Raw genomic sequence first — 12,722 nt, 5'->3', positions numbered from 1 at the left:
CCCGCGGCAAGTACTCTGATCCGCCCAATCCCGGCAGAGAGACCCAAGTGGTTCACAGTGATGGTTATCCACGATTCAAGCCGGTTTGCTTCCAATAGTCAGATGCTCATAAACAGATCCCAATGCCCAGAGCTCTATTTTTTAGCAGCGCCCCTCTAAAAGCCTCTGCTTTACGAGTTCTCGCTACCAATAGATGCCTGTCATCAGCGTGTGAATACCGCAAGCATGCTGATCATCATTGACGAATACTATTGGGCTTTTTCAACTGGCCTCACTCCGCCCAATCGCAGTAGCCCTTCAACCCATCACAACAACTCCGCTGACCACAAACTCTAGCCCCACCAAGCGCCAAACGTAAAACACTGGACAGCCCCCGTCCGCGCTACAACCAATACTTTCTCCCGTTCCAAATCGTTTTTTTATTTCACCATGACTCCAACACCGAACTTCACTGGACTACGCCGCAGCCTGATACAACAGGTTTAGCCTTCATTGCTGGCGTGAGACTTGTTTTGTTCCGCCGAAAGTCTGACACACACTTCCATGCGTTCGTATCGAGATAAATCAATTTGAGTGAACTCGCGCGTGCGGCTCTTTCGCTGCGTCGCCTTCTTATGTGGTCGTAGTGAGACACCAGAGGATGGCCCCGATGCACCTCAATGTAAAGGTTGACCCGATTAGCGGATACGAGGGCGGCTAAATCGATGGATGACGGCATAAGATGTTCTAGTAAGCCTCTGCTAAATTATGGAAATGTGATTTACAGCCTAGTGCGATGGCTAAATAACATATTTCCAATAAGGTAAAAGCAGTTTATTGGAAAATGGATAGGAGCGAGATGAGTTCTGTGTGTCTCCACCTCCGCCGATCGTGCTGTTCCAGATTTGCTATCTGCTCATCCCTGACGGGAGTGGCGCTTGCCAGTCCGAGGGGCTTCGCGTACTTTATGCTGCGCCGTCTGACACAGTCTCGGCCCTCACGAACCAGCTCATGTGGTCGCAACTAGAACCATCTCATCGTAATGTTTCTTGTCCACTTCTTCCAGCCACTGAAAGATGTGCCCGATGACGCTATGGCTTTCGCCAGCTAGGTTTTCTGCTGATTCTTCAGTTATTTCAATCACGTCGCTATGTGAATACTTGTTTATAAAGCGATAGATTTTTTCCTTGATTTCCGGTGTTGTGATGGTGCAGTCTTTCAGTCCAACCTCCATCAATTGACTTATACCGCTTCTCCGCTTTGGATATTTAAAAGTAAAGAACGATTCGACAAGCTTGCGAGAGAGGTTTGCAGTCAAAAAGGCTTCATCTCTGTTAAGAGTCGTATGCGCCCTATACTCATATAGCTTTTTGAAAATGTAGTGATACTCGGAACCGTAATTTTTCAGAGAGTCATCGGCGTCAACAAGCAAAGAATGGCGGGGTGAGCCAGGTGGCGCATCCAGTCGATAGAAGAAGCAACTCTCAGACTTTCCTTTTGCAACCCTGTTCCTGTTGGTTCCAGTGAACCAGTCTCTCACCAGCTTGAAGTAGGTGAAGTTGTGGGTCAGCACAAAAAGCTGCTTGGCATCAGTGCATTGCGTCCTCAAGAATGAATAGGCATGAAACAAGTGATTTGAGTCAAAGCTTGACACCGGATCATCAACGACGACGATCGTGTCCTTGATGTTATTCCCGTTTTCCTTGAGCTTAGTGATAAAGTAGACAAACGCAATCGCAGTTTTTTCACCTTCGCTCAAATTGCCGTCATGCTCACCAACCCCGTTTCTGATGATCTCATAGCCCTTCTTCTTTTGATTGAAGCTTAGGCAAAGTTCAGAGCGGCCAATGAAGCGATGCAAGATGTCATTGAACTCCTTCGCCCCGACCGTTTCATTCGAGAGCAGCGCCTCTATGGCTCCAACCTCTTGACTAATCTTTTCGATTTCCTTGTGGTCGTTCTTTGCCTCCGCCTCAAGGTCATTGCATTTCTTTTCACTTCCAGCGTAGTCAAATTCTTGCACCTCAGCCGCAGCAAAATGAAGTTCCAGTGTCACCTTGCTTTTTGAGGTCTCAGCTTTGAAGTTTGACGTCTTATTGTTGTGCTTTCCGACGAGCCCAACAATCGACTTCAGGATGCCATTGAAATTGGCGACATCGCCTTCAACCACATCCGAGATCTGAATGTCTGTCTTCGATGGGTCTGTGATCTTAGCTTTCAGGGCTTCCCGCCATCCGTCCATTTGCTGGTCGATCTTTTCAGCAGCAGTTGCGTAGTCCTTTTGAAGCCTCTCTGCTTCAGCCGACAGTTCTTTATAAAACTCTGTCGCTGCGGGCAAGTGATTGGCTGGAGCGCCTTGAGATTCAATCCAAGTTGCGGCGTTCTGAAGCCGATTTTGAAAATCCGTGAACTCCTTGCTGAAGTGGGCGGAGAGGGCCTCGGCACGAAGCTGGGTGAAAGGAGAGCCGCAGAACTCGCAGGATTCTGAGTCGTGAGTCTTATGGATTTCCAAGCCAGTTTGAACCCAGTCACGGATGTCCGGGTTTTCAGTCAGCCGCTGGATAGCTTGATTTACTGCTGTAGTCCCAATCAAATCCCTTATGCGAGTTGCCGCCTTCTTGAAATAGTCCGGCTCAATAACTGTTGAGGCGAACGTAATGCTTGGCAACTGATCTGGCTTTGCGGCGTTCGTAAGGTCAATAACCTTATCATCTGGAAGAACCGACTCAGCCTTGGTAACGGCTTCACCGTTGCTCTGAATAAAACTAGAGAGCTTACGGCGATCGTAATTCAAGTAGTAGCTGTCGCTCGTGTCAATTGCCTGAAGCCCCAGCTTCATCTTCTTCGCAGCGTTAGTTAAAAACTTATCCAGGGCATCACGCTGCTTCCTGATATCGCTTTGCTTTTCGTCGTAAGCCGTCTTTGCTTTCTGAAGATCGCCTTTTAACTTCTCCAGTTTCTGCAAGTCATCAATCTTCTCTTTCGCAATAAGAAGGATGCTCTTTACTGACTTATCCCAATCAATGTTCTCGTGCACAAAACGCTGATTAAACACCTGGATATTCAATTGGGATGTAGGGAGAGTTGTTTCCGTAATTGTTGAACCGTCCTCCAAAACGACCGAGAACTGGCCCGCACTGAAGCGCGGAACCATCGAGCGGAGCTCAAAACAAGAGAATAGATTCGATAGAGTTGACTTACCTGTTCCGTTCCAACCGTAGACGAGGTTATACCGGCCGAACTTCTGAATCTTCGTTCCATTGAAGTCGCTGAAGATACCGAACTGCTTAAGGCGGCTGATACTGACGATCATTATTAAGACCTCCGTGTTTTTTCCTCAGCAACATTTGCTTGCAAAGCAAATAATAAACGAAGATCTCGCTTGCGTCTCCGCTTCGCGGACCACGCTGCTCCAGGTTCGCTATTCGCTCATCCCTGACGCCTACGGCCCGGCTTCCAGCTTCGGGCCTGCGCGCTTGCGCTTGCGTGCGGTTCGGCAGTTTGAACCCGACGCTTGTGATTGGTCCGGGGGACCAATCACCTGGCGAATTCACAGGGCGCCCGGATATCAGAACCGACAAGGGTACCGATGCGCAGCATCGGCAAGTAGTCAAGCCCGCCCCCCTGGACCCGGCCCCCAAGCGGCGTCCCCACAGAGACACCAAACAAAAAAAACCGACATCTCCAACCCTGGGGTCGGGCGAGATATCGGTTCAAAAGCCGGGGGCCTGTTCCCGGCGTGCTACCGTTTCAAAACGTGCTTCTAATTATTAATTCCAGAAGAACTCATCGCAGCCACCTCAATGCGCCGCAATCCACTCCAACAGTTCCTTCTCCCCTTGCCAAGGCTGACTACGATCCCCACTGGCAGCCCGCGCCTCGGCAACAAACTCGGGGGTAATGGCATCCTCCTCATTCCCCCACTCATGGCGAATAAAGCTCAACACAGCCGCCAGCTCCGCATCACTGAACTGCTCTGCAAACGCAGGCATCGCCCCCTGATATTCCTGACCTTTCACCGTGATCGCTCCCGTAACCCCGTGCAGCACCAATTGCGCCAGTACCTTGGGCTCACCCTTCACCCATTCAGAGTCAGCCAAAGGCGGAAACACCCCCGGCAAACCTTGCCCCGTCGCCTGATGACACGCCACACAGGCATTGGCATATAGCTGCTTGCCATCCGCAGATGCACTGCCAGGCGCAGGAGCTAGCACAGCCAAAGGTCGCTGATCCCCCAAACGCGGAGAGCTATTAGGCTGAGCCGAGACGATGTAATACACCGCCCAGGCCAGCAAGGCCAAAATCACCAGAATCACCACGCGCGGAACCGGGTTGTACTGCTCGTGAGGATCGGCATTCTCGCTTTGACGACTTTGAACAGGCCGGTTCATTCCTCACTCCCCACCACATCAGCACTCAAGATCGGATACACATGCTTGAGTGACTGCAAATACACCACCAGATCCAAGGCCTCCGGACGGGCTACCACCACCTTGCCCTCCGGTGCCACACCCGGCGGCAGACTCACGACGCGCTCGTCAGGCTGCACCTGATCCGGGTTCTTGGCTTCAAACAAGAAACGATAGGGAGGCATATTGCTGCCCGGCGAGTAAGCGCGCGGATCGTACAAGTGCCCCAAATGCCAATCCTGACTAGGCTGACGCACACCAATATTGAACAGATCCGGCCCCGTGCGCATGGTGCCCAGCAAAGGCGGATCGTCATAGTGATAATCCCCCGCAACCGAAGCACGCCCCCAACCACGGCTGGCATCGGCCACACCCGCGCCCGTCGTGCTGGGCTGCTGCGTGTGACAAGTAATGCAGCCATTGCCCCGATACACCGCCCTACCCCGTATTTCCTGACTGGTATAAGGCGACAGACCTTCCGGGGCAGGCTCGTCTTTCAGCTGCAGAAACGGCACCACAATCATGGCCGCCGTTGCCAGGGACAAGGTCACCATGGACCCGATAATCAACTTCAGTTCGTTTTCCATGTCCTTAAACCTCCAACTCAGCGGTACGGCGCACAGCAGCCGAGCGGGACTCGGTCAAGGCAAACGCACCCGACTTCACAATCATCAGCAACACGTGCAGGGCAAAAACCAGATGGCCCAGCGTCATCATGGCGCCACCAATGGAACGACCTTGCAGCCACGGCATGGTGACCACCACCGACTCCATAAAGCCACGAGCAGGATCCAGCAGGGCCAAACCTTGCAGCACGCCACCAATGCTGAGCGTGATCATGTAGACAGCAAAGCCAGCCACCACCAACCAGAAATGCCAGGAGATCAAGGCGGGACGAGGCCAGGCAGTGTTCAGAATGCGTGGCAAGGCAAAGTACACACCACCAAAGATCACCATGGTCACAAAGCCGTACATGCCCAGATGAGCGTGAGCCACCGTGAAATGCGTGAAGTGAGTAATGGAGTTCAGCGAACGCAGCGCTTCAGCAGAGCCTTGCAGGGACGCGACGGTGTACATCATGGCGCCAAAGACAATGAAACGCAGAACCGGCGAGTGACGCAGCGCACTGAAATGACCTTTCAAGGTCAAGTGCTGGTTGGCCGAGAAGGCCAGCACCGGAATCACCATCATCACGCTTTGCACGATGGACAAGGTAATCAGCCATTCGGGAATAGGACCACCAATCAAATGGTGCGCACCGACCTGTCCGTAGAAGAAGGCCAAGGTCCAGAAACCCAGCAGCGACAAGTTGTAGGAGCGCACGGGCCGCCCGATGACTTTGGGCAAGAAGTAGTAAATGGCGGCAATCGACATGGGGGTGTAGAACAGGCCCAGTACGTTATGCCCGAACCACCAGTTCATGGTGGCTTGCTCCACCCCGAAATGCACGCCAGGAACCTTGGCTACCAGATACAGAATCGGGAACCAGAACAGCGCCGCGCCGATGTACCAAACCGACACATACAAGTGCTTGACCTTGCGTTGCGAGAGCATCAAAGCCAGCGGCATGCCGATCATCATGCCGCCAAAGGCGAACAGTACACCGATTTGCCAGGGGATTTCCAGCCACTCCAGACCGGCGTTCAAGCCGATGGCCAAAGCACCGATCCCCGCAACCAGCGCTGCGTTCCAGACCAGACCGCCCACCATCACCAAACGGCCACCCAACAAAGGGGTTTGCAACAAGCGCGGCAGCATCCAGATCGTCAGACCCAACAAGCCCATAGGGGCCCAGCCATACGCCACACCGTTCAGGTGAATCGTGCGCAGACGGCCGAAGCTCAACCAGGACACATCCCCCAGAAACTCGGGCCAGTGCAATTTCAAGGAGCTGATCAAGCCTGCAAACGAGGCTACAACCAGCCAGACCACCGCACAGACAATCAACAAAAAAGCAGGCATGGAGCTGGAACGGTCAGCCTGCTCGCGCGCCTCCATTTCTACGGCACTGGTCTGCTGACCATGGTTTTCTGCCACGTGACCGGCAGCAGCCAGACTCAGAGCTTGCCGTTGGGCATCACCGGCAGAAGGTTCTTCGGGCTGGCCGATTTCGCCCTTGTGAAAAATAGTGCGTGCACCACTGACGTCAGCATCGAACAGGCCCTTGCGCAAGGACCAGATAAAGGCAAAAAGCCCGGCAATCGACAGGATGAATGCGGCAAGCAAAAGCGCCGTCGGGTTCATGGTATTCCTCTGATTAGATAGGCCCGCAGCCCACAGGGGCACGGACGAAAACACCCGGCAAGGCTACCTGTCGGTACAGAGCATTCCAAGAATCAGTTAAAGCTTAAAAAACCCTATCAGTTGGCTTGAAAGCCGCGTAAATCGCGACTTGCTTGTGCTTGAAGACATACCCATCAGATAATAAAAAAACCACATTTATTAAAATCACCGTATCAGATGGAGCACAGAGCGGCATGAAACTGTACGAGACTCTGGCCAAGGAACTGGCCCAGGCCATTCTGGATGGCACCGTCGCTGCGGGCGAGCGCATGCCCTCCGTGCGCCAATTGATGGATAAGCACAAGATCAGTGCCTCGACAATTTTCCAGGCGTATTACCGACTGGAAGCACAAGGCCTGATCAAGGCTCGACCGCGTTCAGGCTATTACGTGTGTTCCAGTCTGGCTCCTCATACGCTGGAAGCAGACACAGCCTCCCAACCACCTCTGCAAGCCACCAGCGTCAACAACAGCGACCTGATCATGGCGATCCTGCAGTCCAGCTCCGAGCGTTCCGTTGCACCGCTGGGATCGGCCTTTCCCAGCCCACTGCTCTTTCCTCTGGAGCGGCTGGGCCGATTTTTATCAGCCAGTCTGAAACAACAAGATCCTTGGGCCAGCGTGGATGACCTGACCCAAGGCCACGCCCCCTTGCGCCGCCAGATTGCCTTGCGTTATCTGGCTCAGGGCATGGCGATCAATGCCAACGATATTGTGATTACCAACGGAGCTCTGGAAGCACTGAACCTATGTCTTGCCGCGGTCACTCAGCCAGGTGACATTGTGCTGGTGGAGTCGCCCACCTTTTATGCCGCCCTGCAGTCACTGGAGCGCATGAAGCTGCAGGCTCTGGAAGTGCCCACCCACCCGCGCGAAGGCATTGATCTGGAAGCGCTGGAGCAAGCCATCAAGCAGCACGCCCCCAAAGCCTGCTGGCTGATGACCAATTTCCAGAATCCACTGGGCAGCCTGATGCCCGACGCAAAAAAATCCCAATTGGTCGAGTTGCTGGCCCGCTATGAAATCCCCTTGATCGAGGACGATGTTTACGGCGAGCTGTATTTCGACACAGAACGCCCCCGCCCCGCCAAGGCCTTTGACCGCCAGGGTCTGGTGATGCACTGCTCTTCTTTCTCCAAAACCCTGGCACCCGGCTATCGCATCGGCTGGGCTGTGCCGGGACGCTATTTACGCGAAGTCGCCCAGGCCAAACTGACCACCACCCTGACTTCCCCCGTCCCTACCCAACTAGCCCTGGCCAGCTACCTGGAAAAAGGCGCGTATGACCAGCACCTGCGCCGTTTGCGTACCCAGTTAAAAAACCAGTATGGACAATTCTCCAAAGCCCTGGGACGCCACTTCCCCGCAGGCACACGGGCGACCCGCCCCGAAGGTGGCTACTTCTTGTGGGTGGAGCTGGAAAAAAGCGTGCAAACCCTGGAATTGCATCGCCAGGCCCTGTCTCAAGGCATCAGTCTGGCGCCCGGTTCCATCTTCTCAACCACCCAGAACTACAGCCATTGTCTGCGCCTTAACTTTGGTCATCCCTGGACGGAACACAGTGAGCAGGCCCTGGAAATTCTGGGCAATTTATGCCGACCATTGCTGCTTAAAAAGTAACGACACGTAGAATCGGACGATAGAAAATAAGAATCGGCAAGTCATTGAATGACAAAAGAAAAGACAGCATGATGGCGCAGTTACACCACGCAACAATACTGTCTGCTCAGGAGTTTTTGATGGCCCATACCTTACGTAGCAAGCTGATCGGTGTCTGGCAACTGAAGTCCTTTGAATTTGTCCCGGAGGATGGTTCACCCAGCTATCCGGGGCTGGGGCCCAACCCCATTGGTCAGCTGATATACACAGAAACAGGTTATATGGGAGCACAACTGGGCAGCAGCACCAGAACGGTACAGGACAGCTGTCAGTCCCTACTGGATACGTATCTGGCCTATGCAGGTACGTTTGAAGTAAACGAGGCGACCCAATGCGTCACCCACTTTGTTGATATGTCTCTGTACCCCGATTGGGTGGGCGTTCCCCAACTACGCCTGGCACGCTTTATCCAAGACGCGCTGGAACTGTCTACCCGTGATCCCGTCGTGGTGGCTGGCAAGCTGGGCGTGGGCACCTTGTTGTGGCACCGCGCCGAGCCCGTCTAAGCAGGCCCGCCCAAGGGCATCACGAACGGCCAGCCTTTGCTGGTCGTTTCAATTCTGAGCCGCGCTATCGAGCAGGCCCAGAAAATAATCCACAATCGCATGAGCGCGCCTGTCCTTGCGCATGGCCAAGGACAGAGGAATCGTGAACTGGCGTTGCTGCGGGTCCACCGCAATCATCTGGCCCTTTTCCACCCAACGAGCCGCCACGTGCTCGGGCAAAAAGCCGATGTACTCCCCCGTCAAAATCAAAAAGGCGATCCCTTCCCGATCACTGGCGGTAGCAACGCAATTCAAATCCTGGTGCTGGCCAATCGCCTCGGGGCTCATGCGATAGGCAGGTGCAATGGCCGCAGCCCGGCACAAGGTGTCCTGAGACACCGTGCCTGTTTGCGCCGCTTCAAACAAAGGATGCTCCCAGGAGCAATATAAAAAATAAGGCTCCGCGTAGAGCGTGCGATACTCCAGCCCGCTAAGCGAATTGGTTTCAGGCAGCACGCCCATGTGCAAGCGGCCGTCCAATAAACCACGCTCAATTTCGCCGGGCGTACTCATGCTGATATGCACCCGCACCGCCTCGCTGTTTTGCCGCAAGGCACGCAGGGCCGACGTGATATGCATATGAGGCTGCGAGATCAGGCTATTCATCAAGCCTATATTCAAGTCCCCTCGCAAGCTGGAATGCAGCTGGTTCACTTCACTGCGAAAATTCTCCACCGCGGCCATCAAGGTTTCACTGGCCCGTAACACCTGCCGCCCTTCCTCGGTCAAGGCAAAGCCAGCCCGGCCACGCTGGCACAGCCGGATTCCACCCAGGCGTTTTTCCAGATCGCTCATATGCAGGCTGATGGCCGAGCGCGTAATGCCCAACACGCCTTCCGCGGCCGAAAAGCTGCCCACTTGCGCCACCGTTCTGAACACACGCAGCAGACGCAAATCAAAATCGGAAACCTGCAAAAGTCCCTTGAATTGCATATAGGTGAGTAAAACAATAAGTGAAGTTAAATAAAAACGTATTTTACTCAACAACTTAGCTGCCTACACTGGGGGTATTCACCGCCTTGAGGAGACCAATGTGAACTCACCCTACTTTGCGCCACAGCAGATTGCCAGTGAACTCAATCTCCAGTCCCACTGGATGCCCTTTACCGCGAACCGGCACTTCCAGCAGGACCCGCGCCTGGTCGTCAAAGCCGAAGGCAACTGGCTGTACGACCAGGATGGCCGCCAGATTTTTGACAGCCTGTCCGGGCTTTGGACTTGCGGTGCCGGGCACGCCCGCCATGAAATCCAGGCCGCCGTGCACCGTCAACTTGGTCAACTGGACTACTCCCCTGCCTTTCAGTTTGGACATCCCGCCGCGTTTCAACTGGCCGACAAGCTGACCCAGCACACCCCTGACGGTCTGGATCATGTTTTCTTCACGAACTCCGGTTCTGAATGTACCGACACCGTCGTGAAGATGGTGCGGGCGTATTGGCGCATCAAAGGCCAGGCCACCAAAACCCGTCTGATTGGCCGTGCTCGTGGATACCATGGCGTGAACGTGGCCGGCACCAGCCTGGGCGGCATAGGCGGCAATCGCAAAATGTTCGGCCAGCTGATGGATGCCGACCACCTGCCCCATGTACTGCAAGCAGACTGCGCCTTCACGCGCGGCCAGCCCGAGACAGGTGGCCTTACCCTGGCCGACGAACTGCTGAAACTGATCGAATTGCACGATGCCAGCACCATCGCCGCCGTTTTTGTCGAACCCGTCTCGGGCTCGGCAGGCGTACTGGTGCCACCTACTGGCTACCTGCAGCGCCTGCGCCAGATTTGCGATCAACACAACATCCTGCTGGTCTTTGATGAAGTCATCACCGGCCTGGGCCGCCTGGGCACTTATACCGGGGCTGAGTACTTTGGCGTCACCCCCGACATCATGACCATGGCCAAGCAGCTGACCAACGGCGCCATCCCCATGGGCGCAGTCGTTGCCAGCAAAGAAATCTACCAAACCTTCATGGGCCAGGACCTGCCACTGCACGCCGTGGAATTCAGCCACGGCCACACCTATTCCGCCCACCCCGTCGCCTGCGCCGCCGGACTGGCTGCCCTGGAGTTGCTGGAGCAAGACAATCTGCTGCAACGCTCCGCCGAACTGGCCCCGCATTTTGAGCAGGCCCTGCACCAGTTGCGCGACAGCCCGAATGTCATCGACATCCGCAACTGCGGCCTGGCAGGTGCCATCCAACTGGCCCCTCGTAATGGCGACCCTGCCATCCGCCCCTTTGAAGCCGGTCTACAACTGTGGAAACAAGGCTTTTACGTACGCTTTGGTGGCGACACCCTGCAATTTGGTCCCACCTTCACCAGCACACCTGACCAGCTGGACTCGCTGTTCGACGCCGTCGGTGGCGTCCTGAAGCAACTGGCTTAACGAGCCAAAGGGCGGCCTGCTGCGGGCCGCCCCAAAATCGTCCCCCAGTCGTTGCAACTGGAAACCTTAACTTTCCACCCAAGCCTCTCCTGCAGCCTGCTCCAACGCACACAAACGCGCCATAATACGAGCTTTGCTCCACAAGAAACGTTCAGCGCCATGAGTTCACCCACACCGCCCCCTTTTGCTCAGGCTCCCATCGGCCTGTTTGACTCGGGCGTGGGCGGCCTGTCCATCTGGCGTGCCTTGCGTCAGTCCTTGCCTAATGAAAACCTGCTCTATCTGGCGGACTCACAATGCGCCCCTTACGGGGACCGCTCTCCAGAATGGATCGTCGAGCGCACCCAGCGCATGACACAACTGCTGGTCGACCAAGGCTGCAAAGCACTGGTTATCGCCTGCAACACCGCCACCCTGGTAGCGGCCCAGGCCCTGCGCTCCACGCTGAGCATTCCCATCATCGCCATCGAACCGGCCATCAAACCCGCCGCTGCACTGAGCCGCAGCCGTAGCGTCGCCCTGATGGCCACCAGCCGCACCCTGGATAGCAGCGGCCTGCAAAGCCTGATCGACCGCTATGCCAGCGACGTAGAAATCATCCGCATCCCCTGCCCCGGCCTGGCCGACCGCGTCGAAGCCCTGCAACTGAGCGGCCCGGAAATCGAAGCAGAACTACGCCACCGCCTGGCCCCGGCCCTGCAAAGCCAGGCCGACACACTTGTACTGGGCTGTACCCACTACCCCTTCCTGCGCGCCACCATCGAAGCCATCAGCGGCTCGCGCTTCCATATCCTGGAACCCTCCTTCGCCGTGGCCGCCCAAGTCCACCGCCGCCTGGACCAAGCCAACTGCCTGAATACCCAAACCCAAGCAGGCAACAGCGCCTTCATCAGCAGCGCCCCCATGGATCAAGCCCAAAAAGTCATCCAAGCACTGACAGGACTGGCGGAACCCACCATGCTGGCATTCCCGACGCAAGCGCTGAACACGCTGTAAAACCGGCCGTCCTTAATTCCCCTATGTGTCCCATAAGAGCAGCTTGAATCGGCTGCTCTATCTGATTGACCTCTCCCTCCTGCTGCCCAGTTTCGGCACCCTCTTTCGCCACCTTCGATCACACCCGCGTCCGTATTGACGTGCTGACGTGCTGACGTGCTGACGTGCTGACGTGCTGACGTGCTGACGTGCTGACGTGCTGACGTGCTGACGTGCTGACGTGCTGACGTGCTGACGTGCTGACGTGCTGACTTTAAAAACCCTCCTTCCGGATGGTTTTTAAAGTCATCCCGAGCGATAAGCCCGGCCCCTTACGACTCGAACGACAATCCACAGGAACAAGGATTCCAGGCATGACTCTTCAAACCGTTGAGAGCTGCTCGGGGTGCTGGGACAAGGGGCGCGGGGCGAGTCAGACGACTTGCCGCAGGCGGAGTGGCGATCGGGGGTGCAAGCGGCCTGCTGTGTGAGC

The 12,722-nt window shown here is 55.4% G+C and carries 9 protein-coding genes; 4 read left to right on the top strand and 5 right to left on the bottom strand.

Annotated features, from left to right (window positions below; genetic code table 11):
- Nucleotides 1-988: 988 nt before the first annotated feature.
- The 4 genes from Q9R35_RS18610 to Q9R35_RS18595 form a co-directional block, all read right to left on the bottom strand.
- On the bottom strand, nt 989-3,292 hold the full coding sequence (locus Q9R35_RS18610) for an AAA family ATPase (protein WP_311220251.1): 2,304 nt from the start codon (nt 3,290-3,292) through the stop codon (nt 989-991).
- A 487-nt stretch (nt 3,293-3,779) separates the two neighbouring features.
- The gene (locus Q9R35_RS18605) at nt 3,780-4,370 is read right to left on the bottom strand and encodes a cytochrome c (protein WP_311220250.1); all 591 of its coding nucleotides are present in this window, start codon (nt 4,368-4,370) and stop codon (nt 3,780-3,782) included.
- Entirely contained in the window at nt 4,367-4,975 is a 609-nt protein-coding gene (locus tag Q9R35_RS18600) for a cbb3-type cytochrome c oxidase subunit II (protein ID WP_311220249.1), read from the bottom strand. Before Q9R35_RS18600 ends, Q9R35_RS18605 begins: the two co-directional genes overlap by 4 nt.
- 4 nt (nt 4,976-4,979) lie before the next feature.
- The gene (locus Q9R35_RS18595) at nt 4,980-6,632 is read right to left on the bottom strand and encodes a cbb3-type cytochrome c oxidase subunit I (protein WP_311220248.1); all 1,653 of its coding nucleotides are present in this window, start codon (nt 6,630-6,632) and stop codon (nt 4,980-4,982) included.
- Nucleotides 6,633-6,865: 233 nt separating this feature from the next.
- Here Q9R35_RS18595 and Q9R35_RS18590 point away from each other — a divergent pair, with 233 nt between their 5' ends.
- Both Q9R35_RS18590 and Q9R35_RS18585 read left to right on the top strand, forming a co-directional pair.
- Entirely contained in the window at nt 6,866-8,290 is a 1,425-nt protein-coding gene (locus tag Q9R35_RS18590; RefSeq protein ID WP_045930350.1) for a PLP-dependent aminotransferase family protein, read from the top strand.
- A gap of 119 nt (nt 8,291-8,409) precedes the next feature.
- A complete protein-coding gene (locus tag Q9R35_RS18585; protein ID WP_311220247.1) occupies nt 8,410-8,835 on the top strand; it encodes a lipocalin-like domain-containing protein in 426 nt (141 codons plus the stop codon).
- 48 nt (nt 8,836-8,883) lie between these two features.
- On the opposite strand, the gene Q9R35_RS18580 is transcribed toward Q9R35_RS18585, so the two are convergent.
- Nucleotides 8,884-9,807, bottom strand: a complete 924-nt coding sequence (locus tag Q9R35_RS18580) for a LysR family transcriptional regulator (protein WP_042487110.1) — start codon at nt 9,805-9,807, stop codon at nt 8,884-8,886.
- Between the two features lie 100 nt (nt 9,808-9,907).
- Here Q9R35_RS18580 and Q9R35_RS18575 point away from each other — a divergent pair, with 100 nt between their 5' ends.
- Together Q9R35_RS18575 and murI are read left to right on the top strand one after the other, a co-directional pair.
- The gene (locus tag Q9R35_RS18575; RefSeq protein WP_086069991.1) at nt 9,908-11,254 is read left to right on the top strand and encodes an aspartate aminotransferase family protein; all 1,347 of its coding nucleotides are present in this window, start codon (nt 9,908-9,910) and stop codon (nt 11,252-11,254) included.
- A 159-nt stretch (nt 11,255-11,413) separates the two neighbouring features.
- Nucleotides 11,414-12,250 (top strand): glutamate racemase, encoded by an 837-nt coding sequence (gene murI / locus Q9R35_RS18570; protein ID WP_086061181.1) that lies wholly within the window; start codon nt 11,414-11,416, stop codon nt 12,248-12,250.
- Nucleotides 12,251-12,722 lie beyond the last annotated feature (472 nt).

Origin of the sequence: Alcaligenes sp. AB3 (genome assembly GCF_031844565.1) — a bacterium.
In the GTDB taxonomy this organism is placed as follows: Bacteria; Pseudomonadota; Gammaproteobacteria; order Burkholderiales; family Burkholderiaceae_B; genus Alcaligenes; species Alcaligenes faecalis.
The sequence above is the reverse complement of the archived record's forward strand: the minus strand, read 5'-3'. Positions and strand labels throughout refer to the sequence as shown.

Coding starts and splice junctions, on each gene's coding strand:
- Q9R35_RS18595 (WP_311220248.1), bottom strand. CDS start 6,632: ATGAACCCGACGGCGCTTTTGCTTGCCGCATTCATCCTGTCGATTGCC.
- Q9R35_RS18590 (WP_045930350.1), top strand. CDS start 6,866: ATGAAACTGTACGAGACTCTGGCCAAGGAACTGGCCCAGGCCATTCTG.
- Q9R35_RS18600 (WP_311220249.1), bottom strand. CDS start 4,975: ATGGAAAACGAACTGAAGTTGATTATCGGGTCCATGGTGACCTTGTCC.
- Q9R35_RS18580 (WP_042487110.1), bottom strand. CDS start 9,807: ATGCAATTCAAGGGACTTTTGCAGGTTTCCGATTTTGATTTGCGTCTG.
- Q9R35_RS18605 (WP_311220250.1), bottom strand. CDS start 4,370: ATGAACCGGCCTGTTCAAAGTCGTCAAAGCGAGAATGCCGATCCTCAC.
- Q9R35_RS18610 (WP_311220251.1), bottom strand. CDS start 3,292: ATGATCGTCAGTATCAGCCGCCTTAAGCAGTTCGGTATCTTCAGCGAC.
- Q9R35_RS18585 (WP_311220247.1), top strand. CDS start 8,410: ATGGCCCATACCTTACGTAGCAAGCTGATCGGTGTCTGGCAACTGAAG.
- murI (WP_086061181.1), top strand. CDS start 11,414: ATGAGTTCACCCACACCGCCCCCTTTTGCTCAGGCTCCCATCGGCCTG.